General features: G+C 69.9%; 14 protein-coding genes and 1 pseudogene. 7 read left to right on the forward strand and 8 right to left on the reverse strand.

The genetic code is table 11. The features are described 5' to 3' along the window. Positions 1–3 precede the first annotated feature (3 nt). Entirely contained in the window at positions 4–1,203 is a 1,200-nt protein-coding gene (locus AB5J50_RS27505) for a MarP family serine protease (RefSeq protein WP_369260935.1), read from the forward strand. Between the two features lie 19 nt (positions 1,204–1,222). Here AB5J50_RS27505 and AB5J50_RS27510 read toward each other — a convergent pair whose 3' ends face one another. The 5 genes from AB5J50_RS27510 to acs all read right to left on the reverse strand — a co-directional run bounded on the left by AB5J50_RS27510 (position 1,223) and on the right by acs (position 6,807). Beyond that, a complete protein-coding gene (locus tag AB5J50_RS27510; protein ID WP_327430447.1) occupies positions 1,223–1,402 on the reverse strand; it encodes a hypothetical protein in 180 nt (59 codons plus the stop codon). Between the two features lie 117 nt (positions 1,403–1,519). Beyond that, positions 1,520–2,458, reverse strand: coding sequence for an alpha/beta hydrolase (locus AB5J50_RS27515; RefSeq protein WP_327430448.1), 939 nt, complete (start codon positions 2,456–2,458; stop codon positions 1,520–1,522). After that, a complete protein-coding gene (locus AB5J50_RS27520) occupies positions 2,455–2,931 on the reverse strand; it encodes a phage holin family protein (RefSeq protein ID WP_327430449.1) in 477 nt (158 codons plus the stop codon). Before AB5J50_RS27520 ends, AB5J50_RS27515 begins: the two co-directional genes overlap by 4 nt. A 43-nt stretch (positions 2,932–2,974) precedes the next feature. Then, complete coding sequence (gene nhaA, locus AB5J50_RS27525; RefSeq protein WP_369260936.1) at positions 2,975–4,405, reverse strand: Na+/H+ antiporter NhaA; 1,431 nt, start codon at positions 4,403–4,405, stop codon at positions 2,975–2,977. A 401-nt stretch (positions 4,406–4,806) separates the two neighbouring features. Further along, positions 4,807–6,807 carry an acetate--CoA ligase gene (gene acs / locus AB5J50_RS27530; RefSeq protein ID WP_369260937.1) on the reverse strand — a complete coding sequence of 667 codons (2,001 nt, stop codon included), beginning with the start codon at positions 6,805–6,807 and terminating at the stop codon, positions 4,807–4,809. Positions 6,808–7,020: 213 nt separating this feature from the next. Here acs and AB5J50_RS27535 point away from each other — a divergent pair. Further along, a pseudogene (locus AB5J50_RS27535) lies at positions 7,021–7,635 on the forward strand (RNA polymerase sigma factor). After that, entirely contained in the window at positions 7,632–8,420 is a 789-nt protein-coding gene (locus tag AB5J50_RS27540; protein ID WP_369260938.1) for a hypothetical protein, read from the forward strand. The pseudogene AB5J50_RS27535 and the gene AB5J50_RS27540 overlap by 4 nt, the downstream one beginning before the upstream one ends. A gap of 70 nt (positions 8,421–8,490) precedes the next feature. On the opposite strand, the gene AB5J50_RS27545 is transcribed toward AB5J50_RS27540, so the two are convergent. After that, entirely contained in the window at positions 8,491–10,887 is a 2,397-nt protein-coding gene (locus AB5J50_RS27545) for a SulP family inorganic anion transporter (protein WP_369260939.1), read from the reverse strand. A gap of 339 nt (positions 10,888–11,226) precedes the next feature. On the opposite strand from AB5J50_RS27545, the gene AB5J50_RS27550 reads away from it, so the two are divergent. Beyond that, entirely contained in the window at positions 11,227–12,498 is a 1,272-nt protein-coding gene (locus tag AB5J50_RS27550) for a hypothetical protein (protein ID WP_369260940.1), read from the forward strand. A 155-nt stretch (positions 12,499–12,653) separates the two neighbouring features. Here the strand turns inward: AB5J50_RS27550 and AB5J50_RS27555 are convergent, their stop codons facing one another. Further along, the gene (locus tag AB5J50_RS27555) at positions 12,654–13,646 is read right to left on the reverse strand and encodes an ATP-binding protein (RefSeq protein ID WP_369260941.1); all 993 of its coding nucleotides are present in this window, start codon (positions 13,644–13,646) and stop codon (positions 12,654–12,656) included. Positions 13,647–13,747: 101 nt separating this feature from the next. On the opposite strand from AB5J50_RS27555, the gene AB5J50_RS27560 reads away from it, so the two are divergent. Further along, positions 13,748–14,572, forward strand: a complete 825-nt coding sequence (locus AB5J50_RS27560) for an oxidoreductase (protein WP_327430457.1) — start codon at positions 13,748–13,750, stop codon at positions 14,570–14,572. A gap of 420 nt (positions 14,573–14,992) precedes the next feature. On the opposite strand, the gene AB5J50_RS27565 is transcribed toward AB5J50_RS27560, so the two are convergent. After that, a complete protein-coding gene (locus AB5J50_RS27565) occupies positions 14,993–15,826 on the reverse strand; it encodes an HAD-IB family hydrolase (protein ID WP_327430458.1) in 834 nt (277 codons plus the stop codon). A 597-nt stretch (positions 15,827–16,423) separates the two neighbouring features. Between AB5J50_RS27565 and ssd the strand changes: the two genes are divergently transcribed. Both ssd and AB5J50_RS27575 read left to right on the forward strand, forming a co-directional pair. Continuing rightward, on the forward strand, positions 16,424–17,518 hold the full coding sequence (ssd, locus tag AB5J50_RS27570) for a septum site-determining protein Ssd (protein ID WP_369260942.1): 1,095 nt from the start codon (positions 16,424–16,426) through the stop codon (positions 17,516–17,518). Beyond that, positions 17,515–18,771 (forward strand): TadA family conjugal transfer-associated ATPase, encoded by a 1,257-nt coding sequence (locus tag AB5J50_RS27575; protein WP_369260943.1) that lies wholly within the window; start codon positions 17,515–17,517, stop codon positions 18,769–18,771. Before ssd ends, AB5J50_RS27575 begins: the two co-directional genes overlap by 4 nt. Positions 18,772–18,800: the final 29 nt, after the last annotated feature.

The raw sequence follows: 18,800 nt of genomic DNA on the forward strand, positions 1-18,800 counted from the left end.
TCCGTGAATGTGCTGGACATCCTGCTGCTGGTCGCCGCCGTGTGGTTCGCGATCGTGGGCTATCGCCAGGGCTTCGTCGTCGGCATCCTGTCGGTGATCGGCTTCCTGGGCGGTGGCCTCGTCGCCGTCTACGTCCTCCCCGTCATCTGGGGCTGGGCGACCGACGACACCAAGGTGAGTACGACCGCCGCCGTCGTCGCGGTGGTCGTCGTGATCGTCTGCGCCTCCGTCGGCCAGGCCCTCACCACCCACCTCGGCAACAAGCTGCGCCGGTACATCACGTGGTCCCCGGCCCGCGCCCTGGACGCGACGGGCGGCGCCCTCGTCAACGTCGTGGCGATGCTGCTCGTCGCCTGGCTGATCGGCTCGGCCCTCGCCGGTACGACGCTGCCGACGCTCGGCAAGGAGGTCCGTAACTCCAAGGTGCTGCTCGGCGTGTCCCGCGCCCTGCCCGCCCAGGCCAACACCTGGTTCGCCGACTTCTCCTCGGTCCTCGCGCAGAACGGCTTCCCACAGGTCTTCAGCCCGTTCGCCAACGAGCCCATCACCGAGGTCCAGCCCCCCGACCCGGCCCTTGCGAACAGCGCCGTAGCCGCCCGCGCCCAGAAGTCCATCGTCAAGATCATGGGCACCGCGCAGAGTTGCGGCAAGGTCCTCGAAGGCTCCGGCTTCGTCTTCGGCGACCGTCGCGTGATGACCAACGCGCACGTGGTCGGCGGAGTCGACGAGCCCACCGTCCAGATAGGCGGCGAGGGCAAGAAGTACGACGCCACGGTCGTCCTGTACGACTGGGAGCGCGACATCGCCGTACTCGACGTACCGAACCTGAACGCGCCGGCGCTGCAGTTCACCACCCAGGACGCGAGCAGCGGCAACAGCGCGATCGTCGCCGGCTTCCCGCAGAACGGGTCGTACAACGTCCAGCCTGCGCGCGTGCGCGGCCGCATCACGGCCAACGGCCCGGACATCTACCACCGTAAGACGGTGCGCCGCGACGTCTACTCGCTCTACGCGACTGTGCGCCAGGGCAACTCCGGCGGCCCGCTGCTGACACCCGAAGGCAAGGTGTACGGCGTGGTCTTCGCGAAGTCGCTCGACAACGCCGACACCGGTTACGCACTCACCGCGGACGAGGTCCAGGAGGACGTCGCCAAGGGGCGTACCGCGAACCAGCAGGTGGACAGCGACAGCTGCGCGCTGTAGTCCGGCGGGTCGGCAGACCCTAGCCGCGTGGGTGGCGCAGCCGGACCGAGACCCAGCGGGCCCGGCGGCGCAGAATGCGCGGAATCCCCACTTGGGGGTCCGTGCCCGGCAGCTGCGGGGTGCCCCTCTGATGGGAGCTCAGGCCCGAGGCCGAGCGGCGTGTGCGTGCTGCGTCACTGTAGTCGTGCGTCCAGCCCATACCCCGACGTCTGCCCCTGCCCCAAGGTCGATAACCGCGCCCCGGGCCCCCAATTGGCCTATGCGCCGGGCAATTGGCTGTTCGTAGGACAGGTGTTCTCAGACGGTCGCCGACGGGTCACCGATCGGGCTCGGGATCCTTCAGCCAGTTGACCAATTCGGTCGAAAACGCCACCGGGTCCTCCTCGTGCGGGAAGTGCCCGAGACCGTCGAACAGTCGCCAGCGGTACGGCGCTTCGACATACTCCCCGGATCCGGCCGCGCTCCGCGTCCGCATCACCGGGTCGAGCGAGCCGTGCAGATGCAGCGTCGGGACGCGGACCGGCCGCTTCATCCTCCGGTTGAACTGGATGCCGTCCGGGCGCGCCATGGACCGCACCATCCACCGGTACGGCTCGATCGAGCAATGCGCCGTCGACGGGATGCACATGGCGCGGCGGTACGTCTCCACGGCGTCGTCGTCCGGCAGCTGAGGCCCCGACCAGTCCCGTACCAGACGACCCACCAGGGCGCCGTCGTCCGCGACGAGTTGACGCTCCGGGATCCACGGCCGCTGGAACCCCCAGATGTAGGAGCCCGCGGCGGTCTGCTTGACGTCGGAGAGCATGGCGGAGCGCCAGCGCCGGGGATGCGGCATGGAGGACACGGCGAGCCGGCGGACGAGCTTGGGCCGCATGACGGCCGCCGTCCACGCCAGATAGCCGCCCAGGTCGTGTCCGACCAGCGCGGCGTCGGGCTCGCCGAGGGACCGTACGACCCCGGTGATGTCGAGCGCGAGGTTGGCGGGGTCGTAGCCGCGCGGGGTGCGGTCGCTGCCGCCGACCCCGCGCAGGTCCATGGCCACGGCTCGGAACCCGGCGTCGGCGAGTGCCACCAGCTGGTGCCGCCACGTCCACCAGAACTGCGGGAAGCCGTGCAGCAGCAGGACGAGCGGCCCGTCCCCCATCTCGGCGATGTGGAAGCGCGCGCCGTTGGCGGCGACATCACGATGAGTCCAGGGACCGTCGAGTCGTACGGCCGAGGTGGGTTGCGCCGAAGGTGTGGCGGGGTCCGTCATGAGGACGAGCGTGCCACAGCCTTGACGGTGTCCTCGACCCGTTCCGGGCGGGGATGCGGCTTGACGTTCTGCAGGACGCCCGCCGTCTCCTTCATCGAGGCGGCGACCTTCTGCGGGCCCTGGCTCTTCTTGGCCTTCTTCGCGAAGATCACGCCGATCAGCGCGAGGACGACGGCGACCAGCACATTCGCCGCGAACGACAGTACGAAGCAGATCGCGAGGTTCCAGTCGCTCCAGGTCCGGATGCCGTACGCCAAGGCGAAGTTCAGCATCGGCAGGGAGAAGAGCAGGACCGCGCCGGCCGCCGCGAACGCCCCGCCGCCGACCGCACCGCGCTTGACGTCCTGCTTGAGCTGGGCCTTCGCCAGCGCGATCTCGTCGTGCACCAGTGCGGACATCTCGGTCGTCGCCGAGGCGAACAGCTGGCCGATGCTGCGTTCGGCGCCGACCGGGCTGCCGTCGGGTGCGCTCATCGCGATCTCCCTCATCTGCTTCTGTTTGTACCGTCGGGTCAGATCATGCCGGACCGTCGTTCCCCTCGCTTGCCCCGCCCGCCACTTCGGCAAGCCTGCGGTGCTCGGCGGCCTTCCGCTCGTATATCTCCGCCATCCGCAGGTGGTACGCCGGGTTCTCCTGCTCGTAGATGTCGGGGATGCCGTCGAGGTCCTCGTCGAGCTCCTCCGCCTCGCAGAGCGCGCGGTACTTCGCGTTGCGTATCTTCAGCAGCGCCGTGGCGAGCACGGCGGCGATGAACGAGCCGACCAGGACGGCGGCCTTGACCTCGTCGGTGAGCACCGGGTCGCCGTCGAAGGCGAGTTCGCCGATGAGCAGCGACACGGTGAAGCCGATCCCGGCGAGGGAGGCGACGGCGAAGACGTCCGGCCAGGCCAGGTCCTCACTGAGCGAGGCCCTGGTGAACCGGGCCGCGAGCCAGGTCCCGCCGAAGATCCCGACCGCCTTGCCGACCACGAGCCCGAGCACGACACCGAGGGTCTCGGGCCGCGTGAACACATCTCCCAGTGCCCCGCCGGAGACCACGACCCCGGCGCTGAACAGGGCGAACAGCGGCACGGCAAGCCCGGCCGACAGCGGCCGCACAAGATGCTCGATGTGCTCGCCGGGGGAGTGCTCCTCGCCCTCGTGCCGGTGGCAGCGCAGCATCAGGCCCATCGCCACACCGGCGATGGTCGCGTGGATGCCGCTGTTGTACATCAGCCCCCAGATGACCAGGGCAAGCGGAACGTACACGTACCACCCGCGTACGCCCTTGCGCAGCAGCAGCCAGAAGACGGCGAGTCCGACGACGGCTCCACCGAGGGCGGCGAAGTTGATGGTCTCGGTGAAGAAGACCGCGATGATCAGAATCGCGAACAGGTCGTCGACGACGGCGAGCGTCAGCAGGAAGGCGCGCAGGGCGGACGGCAGCGACGTCCCGATGACGGCGAGCACGGCGAGCGCGAAGGCGATGTCGGTGGCGGTGGGCACGGCCCACCCGCTGAGCGAGCCCCCGCCGGTGACATTGACCAGCGTGTACACGAGCGCGGGAACGGCCATCCCGCACACCGCCGCGACCACCGGCAGCACCGCGGCCTTCGGATCCTTCAGATCCCCGGCGACCAGTTCGCGCTTGAGCTCGATCCCCGCGACGAAGAAGAACACGGCGAGCAGGCCGTCGGCCGCCCAGTGCTCGATGGAGAGATCGAGCCCGAGGGCGGCGGGCCCGATGTGGAAGTTGCTGACGGTCTCGTAACTGTCCCGCAGCGGGGTGTTCGCCCAGATCAGCGCGGCAACCGCGGCGACCAGCAGCAGCACGCCACCCACAGTCTCGGTACGCAGCGCGTCCCCGACGAAGTTCCGCTCGGGCAGCGACAGCCGCCCGAGGAACCTGCGGGCGGGGGTACGGGGGCGGGGCGCGGCCACGGTGGGGACCTCCGGTCGGGTGGGCATGACTGAGCACTCGCCGACCAGACTTCCCGGCACACCATGAACGATCTTGTCGCGCTTTTGACGCTTTCCTTAGCTTACCTAATATGCGGCCGAGCCCATGCGGCGATCTTCACATTAGGCACAAAAAGGCTGCTTGGCGCGCGTCGGGGGCCCGGCCTTCCGATGGGGGACCGGACCTCTCGCAGGGCGGCGCGGCACGCCCACCCCGGGTCTTTCAGGGGCGCGGGGAACTGCGCGACAAGCCCCCACCCACCCGCGGCCAAAGAACCGGCCTACGGGGTCCGGGGCGGAGCCCCAGCGGTGCAGGGGGTGCAGGGGCGGAGCCCCGCGATGGGAGGGGGTGTGGGGGCCCGCAGTGCCCCCACACCCACAAAAAAGGGCGGGTGGGTGGGGGAAACCCCTCAGTCCTCGCTGGGCGCCGCCGGCAGCTTCGCCTGGATCAGGTCCATCACCGTGGAGTCCGTCAGCGTGGTCACGTCACCGAGCTCCCGGTTCTCGGCCACATCGCGCAGCAGTCGCCGCATGATCTTCCCGGACCGCGTCTTCGGCAGCTCCGCCACCGGCAGCACCCGCTTCGGCTTGGCAATCGGACCGAGCGTGGCCCCCACGTGATTGCGAAGGGCGGCCACCAGCCCGTCATCCTCGGCGGAAGCCGTCCCCCGCAGGATCACGAACGCGACAATCGACTGCCCGGTCGTCTCGTCCGCCGCCCCCACGACCGCCGCCTCGGCGACCGAGGGATGCGAGACGAGCGCCGACTCGACCTCGGTCGTCGAGATGTTGTGCCCGGACACGAGCATCACGTCATCGACACGGCCGAGGAGCCAGATGTCCCCGTCCTCGTCCTTCTTGGCCCCGTCCCCGGCGAAGTACTTCCCCTCGAACCGCGACCAGTACGTGTCGAGGAACCGCTGGTCGTCACCCCAGATGGTCCGCAGCATCGACGGCCACGGCTCGGTCAGGACGAGGTACCCGCCGCCGCCGTCCGGCACTTCCCGTGCCTCGTCGTCGACGACCGTCGCCGAGATGCCCGGCAGCGGCCGCTGCGCCGACCCCGGCTTCGTCTCGGTGACCCCCGGCAGCGGCGAGATCATCATCGCGCCGGTCTCCGTCTGCCACCACGTGTCCACGATCGGCGTACGGTCCCCGCCGATGTGCTTCCGGTACCAGATCCACGCCTCGGGGTTGATCGGCTCACCCACGGACCCCAGCACCCGCAGGCTGCTGAGATCGAACTTCGCGGGGATGTCGTCGCCCCACTTCATGAACGTACGAATCGCGGTCGGAGCGGTGTACAGGATGGTGACGCCGTACTTCTGCACGATCTCCCAGAACCGCCCCTGATGCGGCGTGTCCGGCGTCCCCTCGTACATGACCTGCGTCGCACCGTTCGAGAGCGGCCCGTACGTGATGTACGAGTGCCCGGTGACCCAGCCGATGTCGGCCGTGCACCAGTACACGTCGGTCTCCGGCTTGAGGTCGAAGACGGCGTGGTGGGTGTACGAGGCCTGCGTGAGGTAGCCGCCCGAGGTGTGCAGGATGCCCTTCGGCTTCCCGGTCGTCCCGGACGTGTAGAGGATGAACAGCGGGTGCTCGGCCTCGAACGCCTCCGGCGTGTGCTCGGCGGACTGCCGTTCGACGATCTCGTGCCACCACACATCGCGGCCCTCGGTCCAGGCGACGTCCTGCCCGGTACGGCGTACGACGAGGACGTGCTCGACCTGGTCCACCCGCTCGATCGCGTCGTCGACGGCCGGCTTGAGCGCGGACGGCTTCCCGCGCCGGTAGCCGCCGTCGGAGGTGATGACCAGCTTGGCGTTGGCGTCCTGGATGCGCGTGGCGATCGCGTCCGCGGAGAACCCGCCGAAAACAACCGAATGCGCGGCGCCGATCCGTGCGCACGCCAGCATCGCGACGACGGCCTCGGGAATCATCGGCAGGTATACGGCGACCCGGTCACCCTTGCCGACGCCCAGCTCGGTCAGGGCGTTGGCCGCCTTGCTGACCTCGTCCTTGAGCTCGGCGTAGGTGATGGCCCGGCTGTCGCCCGGCTCGCCCTCGAAGTGGATGGCGACGCGGTCACCATTCCCGGCCTCGACATGCCGGTCCACGCAGTTGTACGCGACATTCAGCTTCCCGTCGGCGAACCACTTGGCGAACGGCGGGTTCGACCAGTCCAGCGTCTCGGTCGGCTCGGTGGCCCAGGTCAGCCGACGGGCCTGCTCGGCCCAGAAGCCGAGCCTGTCAGCCTTGGCCTGCTCATACGCCTCCGCGGTGACATTGGCATTCGCGGCCAGGTCTGCGGGCGGCGCGAACCTGCGCTCCTCGCGCAACAGGTTGGCCAGGCTTTCGTTGCTCACGACATCTCCCTTTCCCAGGGTGTCCGTTGTGTCCCAGGCCACAGCTCATCAGACCGGGGGGTCCGGTGACAAGGGCCGACCCGAAATTGGTTTAGACCTATCCGTGTGCTGTGGCGTCCCTCTCCCTGTGCTGCGGCACCCGGCAGAGGCACGTACACAGCCACGTACGGTCCGGCGGTCGGGTTCACTCGGTAACGCTTCCCGGGTCTTGGCCCAAGAACAGGCGAAGTGCCCCCGAAGCGAAGGAGACACCGAGTGGAACGGATACGGGGCGGGCCCCTCGCCGCGACACGTGATCCACAGCTCTTCGAACAGTTCTACCGGCGCCATGTCGACGCCGTGACACGTTTCGTCGCCCGGCGTGTCGACGACCCCCACACCGCCGCCGACCTGACCGCCGAGATCTTCCTCGCGGTCCTGGACTAGGCCGACACCTACCGCCCCGGCCTCGGCAGCGAGACCGCCTGGCTGTACGGCATCGCCCGCAACGCCGTCTCCTCCGAGCGCCGCCGGATCGCCCGCGAAGCCCTCCGCGACCAGCGGATCTCCGGCCGCCGTCTCCTCGGCGCCGACGACATCGCCCGCCTTGAGGACAAACTCGACGCCGAGAGCCCGGGCCGCCGCGCCCTCGCTGCCCTCGCCCACCTTCCCGAGGGCGAACGCGCCCTACTGGAACTCATCACCGTCGACCAACTCACCCTCCCGGAAGCCGCCGCCGCCCTCGGCATCCGCCAGGTCACCGCCCGCGTCCGCCTCCACCGCGCCCGCAAGTCCCTGCGCACGGAGACCGACGCCACACCTGGGCCCACGCCCAATTCACCACTGACGTACGCATCCGAGGTATCCGAAGCAATCGGGGGAGAGGCATGAACACAAAGACGACCTTCGAGGACCGCCTGCTGAGCGACCTCCAGCGGGAGATCGAACTGCGCCAGGCCGGAATCGGCGAGGCCACGGCGAACGAGACCGGCGTGAGCGGGACCGGCGTGAGCGAGACGGGCGTGAGTGGGACCGGCGTGAGCGAGACCGGGATGGCTGAAGCGCCCCCGCGAATACGCCGCTTGGTCACCCCGCCCCGCCTCGCCCTCGCCGCCGCTGCCTGCGCCGCCGCCGCACTCGCCGTCGTGCTCGTCCCCGGCTCCCCGGCCGATGGGAAGGCGTACGCGGTCGAGCGTCACGGCGACGGCAGCGTCACGCTCACGCTGAACGACCTGACACCGAACCCACTTGCCCAGCGCGAACTCTCCCAGCGGCTGCGCGAGAACGGGATCGACGTCGACATTCAGAACTTCGACGCCACCCACCAGTGCAAGCAGCCGCGCGGCGAGGTCATCCGGGCGAACGGCGAGGTCATCCCAGGGAACAGCGGCGCCACGCCGGCGTCGGGCGGCGAGCCCAGGGCCAAGGCCTCTGAGCCCTCCAACATGCCCCCGCAGGCGAGGTCCCTCGCGGACGCCTGGAAGATCACCCTCCACCGCGGTGACACCCTGGCGTTCGAGAACAACCTGCTGCACGACAGCAAGCGCCCCGGCCGAATGGTGCGGGCCGTGAAGTTCTACGCGGTCAAGGGAGCCATCAAGCCCTGTGTGCTGGTGGAGCGCGCCAACCCCATCCTGGAGGGCGTGACCACCCACTCGCCCGACACCGGAAGCTAGCCGGTACGCGGGCCGGCAACCGATACACGGCGCGCGGCCCCGCCGACTGGGGCCGCGCACCAGGGCCGGGTCACGCGGGACGGCGCAGATCCTCCGTCGCCCCCACGTGATCGAACAGCTCGCCCCCGTCGCCGTCGGCCAGCAGATATGCCTGGGCCTCCCCGACGTGGAAGTACATCCCGTGCAGTTCGAGCACGCCCTCCCGCAGGGCCCGCGCCACGGACTCATGCGCCCGCAGATGCTCCAACTGCTGCACCACGTTGGTCAGACACAGCTGCTCCACCGCGTCGGCGGGCGCCCTCCCGGCAAGCCGCGCACACGGCTGGTCCTTGGCGGCCATCCGCTCCAGGCTCGGCTGCCCGTGCCGCAGCCACCGCTTGAGCGGCGTGACCGGTCCTCCGGGCTCCGACGTCAACAAGGCCTGCATCGCCCCGCACCCCGAGTGCCCGCACACCGTGATGGACCGCACCTTCAGCACATCCACCGCGTACTCGATCGCCGCGGCCACCGAGTCGTCTCCGCTCTCCTCCCCGGGCAACGGCACGAGGTTGCCCACATTCCGTACGACGAAGAGGTCACCCGGACCACTGGAGGTGATCATCGATGTGACGAGCCGTGAGTCGGCACAGGTCAGGAACAGCTGGGACGGCCGCTGCCCTTCCCGCGCCAACCGCGCCAGCTCACCCCGCACCAGGGGCGCGGTGTTCCGCTGGAACGCGCTGATGCCGCGCGCCAGTTGGTGCCCGCTCTGCCCTCGGGATCCGTCCTGCCCGCTCGGTGCGGAGCCGTCGGTCGTCTCCCCTGTCCTGTCCGGCTGGGCACCGGAAGGAACGGACTGCGGGGTCGCTGAGGTCTCGCAGTGATGGTTGCGCCATGGCGTCCAGGGCCGGCAACGGCAGTGGGCGGAACTCGCGGGCTCGGCGATCCGGGTTCCGGCCCGCCCGGTGAGCTCGACCCTGCCGCCGCCCGCGAAGTGGGCGTTCTGCCAGTCCTGCAGGGACTCGTACGCCGCGTGGTCCATGAACGAGCCGTCCAACTCCACCACGGTGTCGGCCCCTTGGGGCACCAGATGCAGGGCGCGGCTGAGCCGTGGCACCGCGAGGAACGTCAACTGCCCTCGTACACGTACGTAATGGACTCCCTCCTTCTCTTCGAGTGTGATGTGGGTGCGGGCGAGGCGATGCATGGCGACCCCGACGGCCACGGAGACCCCCAGCGCCACTCCCTCGAGAACTCCGAGGATGACGACGCCGAGCGTGGTGACGGTGTACACCAGCACCTCGCGGTGGCGGGTGACCGTGCGAATGTGGTGCAGGGACACCATCTGGATGCCGACGGCCATCACCAGGGCGGCGAGCGATGCGAGGGGGATCAGCTCCAGGATCGGGACCATCAGCAGCGCGGCAACTACTACGAAAACGCCGTGCAGCATCGTGGAGTTCCGGCTCACGGCGCCGGCTTGCACATTCGCGGAACTTCGTACGGCGACCCCGGCGATCGGCAGCCCGCCGAGCGCGCCGGAGACGATGTTGGCGGCGCCCTGTCCGAGCAGCTCCCGGTCCAGGTCGGAGCGGCCCACCCGGGACCGCAGCTCGGGCCGCCCCGTCACCAGCTTGTCCACGGCGACGGCGCCGAGCAGCGACTGCACGCTGCACACCAGCGTCACGGTGAGGACGGCGGCGGCGATCCCGAGGACCGGAGCCTCGGGCAGCCCGGCCAGCGCGTGGCTGCTCCAGGACGGCAGGTCGGCCTTGGGCAGGGTCAGCCCGGCGAGCGAGGCGGTCGCGGTGGCCCCGGCGACGGCGACGAGCGCGGCCGGGACCTTGCGCAGCACGTGCCCGACCTGCCCGGGAATCCGCGGCCAGATGAGCAGGAGCGCCAGCGTCAGCGCGCTCATCGACACCGCGGCGGGGTGGACGTGCGCCAGTTGGTGGGGCAGGGCGCGGAGGTTGTCGATGACGGAGCTCTGTGGGGTGCCGCCCAGGACGATGTGCAGTTGGGCTACGGCGATGGTCACGCCGATGCCGGCGAGCATGCCGTGCACGATCGCGGGGCTGACGGCGAGCGCCGTCCGGGCCACCCGCAGGCAGCCCAGTCCCAGTTGGGCGATTCCGGCGAGGACGGTGATGGCGCAGGTCGTACGCCATCCGTAGTGGTGGATGAGCTCGGCGGTGACGACTGTGAGCCCGGCGGCGGGCCCGCTCACCTGGAGCGGTGAGCCGCCGAGCCGGCCGGCGAGGAGTCCGCCCACGGCGGCGGCGACGAGGCCGGCCTGGAGCGGCGCGCCGGTGGCGAGGGCGATGCCGAGGGACAGGGGCAGGGCGATCAGGAAGACCGCGATCGAGGCCGAGAGGTCGGCGCCCGCGATACGGAATCGGCGGGGCGGGGTCGGTGGGGGGCTGTGGGGCTGGTGGATGCGCGTCGGCCGAGTCGAGTCGGCGGCGCGGGTGGGGACGCAGGCAGACATGGTTCCCGTCTCCTCCGGGGCAGCGCGGTCGCGGAACAGGTGGTCCCCCGTCCAAAGCGGCGGGGGGCGGATCGCGGCCGTGGGTCACGGCTTGCAGCGGCGGGATTTTCAACGCTCGGTAAACGGATCGTAATGCAGAGTAAAGGTCTTGTGCGGAATTTCGGAGCAAATGGGGCATTAAATCACTCTCCAGAGTGAACCGGGCTTTTGATCGGCTTGTCGTATTTATTCCGCTTCGGTCCCATGCCACCTTGGCGGCGCTGTCGGTAAATCGCTGCACATGACGACAGAACGCCCTAGTGAGCGTTGCCCTGACCGAAGGAAGAAGGAGGGCGGAAGATGGCCGCCACCCAGAGGATTGCCGCGGGCGTAGCGCTCGCCGCGGCCTGCGCCACGGCGCTCGCCGGTTGCGCCGGCGATACGACCGGTTCCAAGGAAGGTGCGCACGGCGCGAAGAAGGGGGCGGGGGCCCCGGCGCCCAAGAGTGTGGTCCGCCTGATCGGTGACGGCTCCACCGCGTACACCGGTGCGCAGCCGCATCTGCCCCGGCCCGTGCGGCTGAAGCCCGGCCAGAAGCCCCCGCAGTTCGTGGTCTTCTCGTGGGACGGCGCCGGCGAGGACAGCCAGAAGCTCTTCTCGCACTTCCGGAAGATCTCCAAGGCCAACAACGCGACGATGACGTACTTCCTGAGCGGCGTGTACATGCTGCCGGAGGACAAGCGCGACCTCTACAGGCCGCCGCAGCACTCGCCCGGCAGCTCCGAGATCGGCTTCAACGATGAGCAGGGCATCAAGGACACCGTGAAGCAGCTGCGCGGCGCGTGGCTGGAGGGCAATGAGATCGGCACGCACTTCAACGGCCACTTCTGCGGCACCGATGGCGGGGTCGGCCAGTGGTCGGTCGCGGACTGGAAGAGCGAGATCGCCCAGGCGAAGTCGTTCGTGAAGTCCTGGAAGACCAACACGGGCATGAAGAAGGCGTCCCCGCTCCCCTTCGACTACGACAAGGAGCTCATCGGCGCCCGCACGCCATGCCTTGAGGGTCAGAAGAACTTCAGGAAGGCGGCCCACCAGCTGGGCTTCCGCTACGACACCAGCGGTGTCAACAACCAGCTCTGGCCCGACAAGAGGGAGGGCCTGTGGGACCTGTCCATGCAGCTCGTGCCCTTCCCCGGCCATTCCTACGAGCAGCTCACCATGGACTACAACTTCATGGTCAACCAGTCGGGCACCAAGACCCAGGGAGATCCCGACAAGCAGGAGTACTGGGGCGACCAGATGCGTGACGGCCTGCTCAAGGGCTTCAACCGCGCCTACGACGGCAACCGCGCGCCGCTGGTCATCGGCAACCACTTCGAGTCCTGGAACGGCGGCAACTACATGCGCGCCATCGACGAGGTCGTCGAGAGCGTCTGCACCAAGTCCGAGGTGCGCTGCGTCTCCTTCCACCAGCTCGCCGACTGGCTCGACGCCCAGGACCCGGCCACCCTCGACAAGCTCCGCGGCCTCAAGGTCGGCGAGGCCCCGAAGCAGGGCTGGGCGTCCTTCCTCTCAGGCCGCCCCGCCCCTGCCCCGAAGGGTGTCCCCGGCGCACCGGCCGTCAAGCCGTAGCCACCAGGCCGTCACCGAGGATGAAGCCGGGGCCGACCTGCGCGGCCAGGTCCGCCCCGGACCTCTCTTCTTCGCACCCCTCGCACCGCTTCGCGGGCTTCGGGGAGCTGCGTCGGACTCCGTCCGTCGGCGGTTGTCGCGTTGCGTCGGGGAGCTCAAGTCAGCTGAGCAGCAGCTGATGCGCAGCGCTCATCGAGTACGAAGCCGGGGTCGACCTGCGCGGCCAGGTCCGCCCCGGTCTTCTCGTTGCCCCAACTGCTCGCGTTCTTCAGGTGGAAGTGCACCATCTGGCGCGTGTAACGCTCCCAGTCACGCAGTTCGTACGTGGCGTCGGCGGCGGTCTGCAAGGTGCGCAGGGAGCGGCGGTTGGGCTGCTCGAGGAGCTCGAACCGGGGCGGCCGGCCTTTCTCCATGGCGCGCACCCAGTCGGAGTGCCCGACGGTGACCAGGAGGTCGTCACCGACTTCGGTGCGCAGGAAGTCGATGTCGTCCTGGCCCTGCACCTTGTTGCCGACGACCTTCAGGACGACGCCGAAGTCGCGGGCGTACTCCTTGTACTGCCGGTAGACGGAGACTCCCTTCCGGGTCGGCTCGGCGACGAGGAACGTGATGTCGAAGCGGGTGAACAAGCCGGACGCGAAGGAGTCGGAGCCCGCCGTCATGTCGACGACGACGTACTCGCTCTGGCCGTCGATGAGATGGTTCAGGCAGAGCTCCACAGCACCGGTCTTGGAGTGGTAGCACGCCACTCCCAGGTCGGCCTCGGTGAACGGGCCGGTGACCATCAAACGGACGGCGCCGCCGTCGAGTTCCACCGGCCGCGCGCAGGCGTCGTACACCGGATTGTTCTCGCGCACCCGCAGCAGCCGTGACCCCTCGCCGGGCGGCGTTGTCTTGATCATCGTCTCGGTGGACGCGATGCGCGGGTTGGAGCCGCGCAGGTAGTCCTTGATCAGCGGCAGCCGCTCGCCCATCGCGGGCAGTCCGGCGGCCTCCGCCTCGTCGAGGCCGAGCGCGGTCCCCAGGTGCTGGTTGATGTCGGCGTCCACCGCGACGACCGGCGACCCCGAGGCGGCGAGGTGGCGGATGAAGAGGGAGGACAGGGTCGTCTTGCCGCTGCCGCCCTTTCCGACGAAAGCAATTTTCATGTTCACCAAGAGTAGTGGGATGATTGCTCTGGGTGCCCTGCTTACGTGAAGAAGACCACTCCTTCGTGGGGTGGGCCGTAGGGGTGCGTAATGTCGTACTCATGAGTACGACAGGCGCGACCGCCGATCCGCTCGCGGCCCTGGGTTCGCTTCCCGGAGTGGCCGAATCCGTGGAGTCCGTCCGCAAGGCCGTGGACCGGGTCTACGGCCACCGGATCATGCGGCGCCGTAGCAACGAGATCACGTCCGAGGCGGCGCTGCGCGGCGCACGCGGTTCCGCGGCGCTTTCCGGTGCCGACTGGGCCCTCGAAGAGGTGCGCCGCCGCACCGACTTCAGCGGCGACGACGAGGCCCGTACGGTCGGCGCGGCCCTGCGGCTGACAGCCGAGGCGGGCCAACTCCTCTCCATCTGGCGGCAGTCGCCGCTTCGGGTACTGGCCCGGCTGCATCTGGTGGCGGCCGCGGACAAGGGCGACGAGGTCGGCCGGCCGCGGCAGAACGGCGAACCGGTCGACGAGCCGCTCGTCGAGCTGCCGCTGCCGGACGCGAACGAGGTGGCCGGCCGTCTCGAAGGCCTCTCTCAGCTGATCATCGCGGGCGGCTCGGCCCCCGCGCTGGTGACGGCGGCCGTCGTCCACGGCGAACTGCTCGCCCTGCGTCCCTTCGGCTCCCACAACGGCCTGGTCGCGCGCGCGGCCGGGCGCATTGTTCTCATCGGCAGTGGACTCGACCCGAAGTCCATCTGCCCGGCGGAGGTCGGTCACGCCGAACTCGGCCGCGCGGCCTACGTGGCTGCCCTGGAGGGCTATGCCTCCGGCACTCCGGAGGGCATGGCGGCCTGGATCGCCCACTGCGGCAAGGCGGTTGAGCTGGGGGCCAGGGAGTCGGCGGCCGTCTGCGAGGCGCTTCAGCGCGGGGCGGCATAGGGGGCTCGGGGCTCGAAATTCGCCCCCCACAAGAAAATCGCCCTCTACTAAGAGGGCGAAAAACTCTCTGAACAGGGTTGCGGCGGTACGAGGTCTCGTACCGCCGCTGGCATGCTCACCGCGTTACCAAGCGTCCTCGAAATTTGCCCATCAGGTCGGGAACTGCTGCCCGTAACCTGGTGCGGCTGGCCCGTAATCGACGGGTCGACGTCGCGTGGGTGCCCAGTGTTCATGCTCGGTCCGTGGGGCCTTGGTTGCGGTTAAAGGTGATCCTCTCGGATGTCCTTGGTCTCGCGGGCCGTTAACTTCTTTGTACTCCAGGTCCGGAGGAAGCGGAAGCCCTGACTGTACTTCTTTACTTTTAGGTTCAAACGTGCACTAACCGGGCGGGAGCGTGCCGCCCGCACAGGTGTGACGTGATCAGATCACCGCCGCGCGCCGCCGACTCGCGTACCAGACGAGCCCCGCCGTGGCCGCCGCCGCCCCTATCGCGGCCGCCGCGACGAGCGCCGGACGGGGCGGCACCGACAGTGCGGGCAGCCGCTGCTTGAGCCGGACCGGGCGGTGGAAGTCCAGAATCGGCCACGAGCGGGCGACTGCCTCGCGGCGCAGCGCGCGGTCCGGATTCACCGCGTGGGGGTATCCGACGGACTCCAGCATCGGCAGATCGGTCGCCGAGTCGCTGTAGGCGTAACAGCGCGACAGGTCATACCCCTCGGACGCGGCCAGCTCCTTGATCGCTTCCGCTTTCGTCGGCCCATACGCGTAGTACTCCACCTCGCCCGTGAAACAGCCGTCCTCGCCCACGATCATGCGGGTCGCCACCACGCGGTCCGCGCCGAGCAGTTCGCCGATCGGCTCGACCACCTCGGCTCCGGACGTGGACACGATCACGACGTCGCGCCCGGCGGTGTGGTGCTCCTCGATGAGGGATGCGGCCTCGTCGTAGATGATCGGGTCGATCAGATCGTGCAGCGTCTCGGCGACGATCTCCTTGACCTGCTGGACGTTCCAGCCGCGGCACAGCGCGGACAGGTACTTGCGCATCCGCTCCATCTGGTCGTGGTCGGCGCCGCCCGCCAGGAACACGAACTGGGCATATGCGGTACGCAAGGCGGCCCTGCGGTTGATCAGCCCGCCTTGGTAGAACGACTTGCTGAACGTGAGCGTGCTCGACTTCGCAATGACCGTCTTGTCCAGGTCAAAGAAGGCTGCTGTGCGAGGCAAGGAGTGGTTTTCCACGTGCCCGAGCATAGGCGGACACCATTCGGGCTAGTGTGGGGCGCGTGGGTTTGCCTGAGAGGGCTCTCGGGTACACCATGGAAGTCACGGATCGTTCGCGACCGTGCTAACCCGGTCTGGCTCCTCCCCCCCCGAGTCGGACCGTGGGGACGACCCCCGCTCTCCCCCCCGGCGGGGGTCGTCGCATGTCCGGATGCGTTTTCTCCCTCTCCTGCGCGGCCTCGGGGCCTTCTCGTCACCGCTGTGGCCGCCTTCTTCGCATGCCCATGATCCGTCACTGTGTGTAGCCGTGGGGCTGCTCTGCGGAAGTCGCACAGGGGTCACCGGTATGAGTGAAGGCGATATTCACAACCACTGAGTTGTCCACAGTTATCGACCAAGATCCACACGATTTCCGGGTTCGCTGCACCGTGATTCCAGCGCGCTCCGCTCGCGGCGAGTTCCTCGCGGCAAGTTCATGGCCGGTTCCGTTTGTCGAGCGCGTTTGGCCGGTTCGTATCGGCCGTTCATATGGAGGCCGGTTGCCGGTTCTTCACACGAGCGGGAATCGCGGGTCCGCAGAGGACCCTGCGGGCCCCGCGCAGGAAGCAGCGAAGGGGGCTGGAGATCGTGGCGGGAGCCATCACACATGACCGGCCGCCCGCCGCCGAGGGGCGGCAGGGCGGACCATTGATCGTCACGGAGGACGCCGAACTGCTGGACGACCTGCTGCGCCTGTGCGCGGCGGCGGGCGCCAGGCCGGAGGTCCACCACGGGGTGCCGGAGCGCAGGGGCAGCTGGGAGGCAGCGCCTCTCGTACTTGTCGGCGACGATGCCGCGCGCCGTGTGCGCGGAGCCGCGCGCCGACGCGGAGTGGTGCTGGTTGGCCGGGATCAGGACGATTCCGGTGTCTGGCGGCGGGCCGTCGAGATCGGCGCCGACCATGTCCTGATGCTGCCCGATGGCGAGCAATGGCTGGTGGACCGCATCGCCGACGTGGCCGAAGGAGTCGGCAGGCCCGCTCTCACCGTCGGCGTGCTCGGTGGCCGTGGCGGGGCCGGAGCCTCCACGCTGGCCTGCGCGCTCGCCGTCACCTCGGCGCGCGAGGGACGGCGCACCCTGCTCGTGGACGCGGATCCGCTGGGTGGCGGACTCGACGTACTCCTCGGCGGAGAGGCGTCCGAAGGCCTGCGGTGGCCGGCGTTCGCCGCATCCCGCGGGCGGGTCGGCGGCGGCGCCCTGGAGGAGTCCCTGCCCGAACTGCACGCGCTGCGGGTCCTGAGTTGGGATCGCGGTGACTCGGTCACCATTCCTCCGCAGGCCGTACGAGCGGTCCTGGCCGCCGCCAGACGACGCGGCGGCGCGGTGGTGGTGGACCTGCCCCGCCGCATTGACGAAGGCGTCGCCGAGGCCCTCGCCCAGCTCGACCTCGGACTTCTGGTGGTCCCCGCCGACCTGCGCTCGATCGCGGCGGCCGGACGGGTGGCGTCCGCGGCCGGCATGGTCCTGCGCGATCTGCGGGTCGCGGTGCGCGGCCCCTACGCGCCAGGACTCGACGACCGCGAGGTGGCCCGCCTGCTCGGGCTGCCCCTGGTGGGCGAAGTGCCCGCCGAACACCCGCCGTTGGACGGTGGCCCGCCACCCGGAGGAGCGGTGCGGGGGCCGCTCGCCCGGTTCAGCGCGGCCTTCTGGGAGCGGGTCCCGGTGGAAGGCGGGGGCGTATGAGCTGGGATCCCGCTGCGGGGACGGACTGCGGCGCGGGGCTGGGAGGACGTACAGGCTCGTGGGACGCGCACGCGGACTCGCCGGACGAGCCGACCGGACTGCTGGACGGCGTACGGCAATGGCTCGCCGAGAGCGGCTCCGAACCGACCCCCGCGCGCGTGGCGCAGGCGTTGCGCGAGCAAGGGCGCGTGCTCGGGGACGCCGAAGTCCTCGGCGCGGCCGAGCGGTTGCGCTCCGAGCTGGTCGGCAGCGGCCCGCTGGAACCGCTGCTCGCCGACCCTTCCGTGACCGATGTGCTGGTGTCCGCGCCGGACCGGGTGTGGGTGGACCGGGGCGGTGGCCTGGAGCTGACGGCCGTCACCTTTCCAGACGCGGCAGCCGTACGACGCCTCGCGCAACGCCTCGCCGCCGTGGCCGGACGACGGCTCGACGACGCCCGCCCCTGGGTGGACGCTCGGCTTCCGGACGGGACACGCCTGCACGCGGTGCTGCCCCCGGTCGCCGTCGGCTCCACCTGCCTGTCGCTGCGGGTCGTACGGCCGCGTGCGTTCACGCTCGACGAGTTGGTGGCGGCGGGGACGGTGCCGCCGGGCGGGGACCGGGTGCTGCGAGCCCTGCTGGACGCCCGGCTGTCCTTCCTGATCAGCGGGGGCACGGGCTCCGGCAAGACGACGCTGCTGAGTGCGCTGCTGGGGCTGGTCGGTCCCGGGGAGCGGATCGTGCTCGCCGAGGACTCGGCGGAACTGCGGCCGGACCATCCCCATGTGGTGCGCCTGGAGGGGCGCCCGGCCAATCAGGAGGGAGTCGGGCTGGTCGCGTTGCAGGACCTTGTCCGTCAGGCCCTGCGGATGAGACCGGACCGGCTGGTCGTCGGCGAGGTGCGCGGGCCGGAGGTCGTGTCCCTGCTGGCAGCGCTGAACACCGGCCATGAGGGCGGCTGCGGCACGGTGCACGCGAACGCGGCAGCGCAGGTCCCGGCCCGCCTGGAGGCCCTGGGCACCGCCGCCGGGCTCGACCGGGCCGCCCTGCACAGCCAGTTGGCGGCGGCGTTGTCCGTGGTCCTGCATCTCGTGCGCGACCGGGCGGGGCGGCGGCGGATCGCCGAGGTGCAGGTGCTGGAGCGCGACCCGTCGGGGCTCGTGGTCACGGTGCCGGCGCTGCGGTGGGGCGCGGAGGCCTTCGCGTACGAGCGGGGGTGGGAGCGGCTGCGAGGGCTGCTTCGGGACGGGACCGAGGGTGGCCGGGCGCTGTGACGGGGATCGGACGGCGGGATGGAAACGGG

The organism is Streptomyces sp. R35 (genome assembly GCF_041053035.1).
Classification (GTDB): domain Bacteria; phylum Actinomycetota; class Actinomycetes; order Streptomycetales; family Streptomycetaceae; genus Streptomyces; species Streptomyces lutosisoli.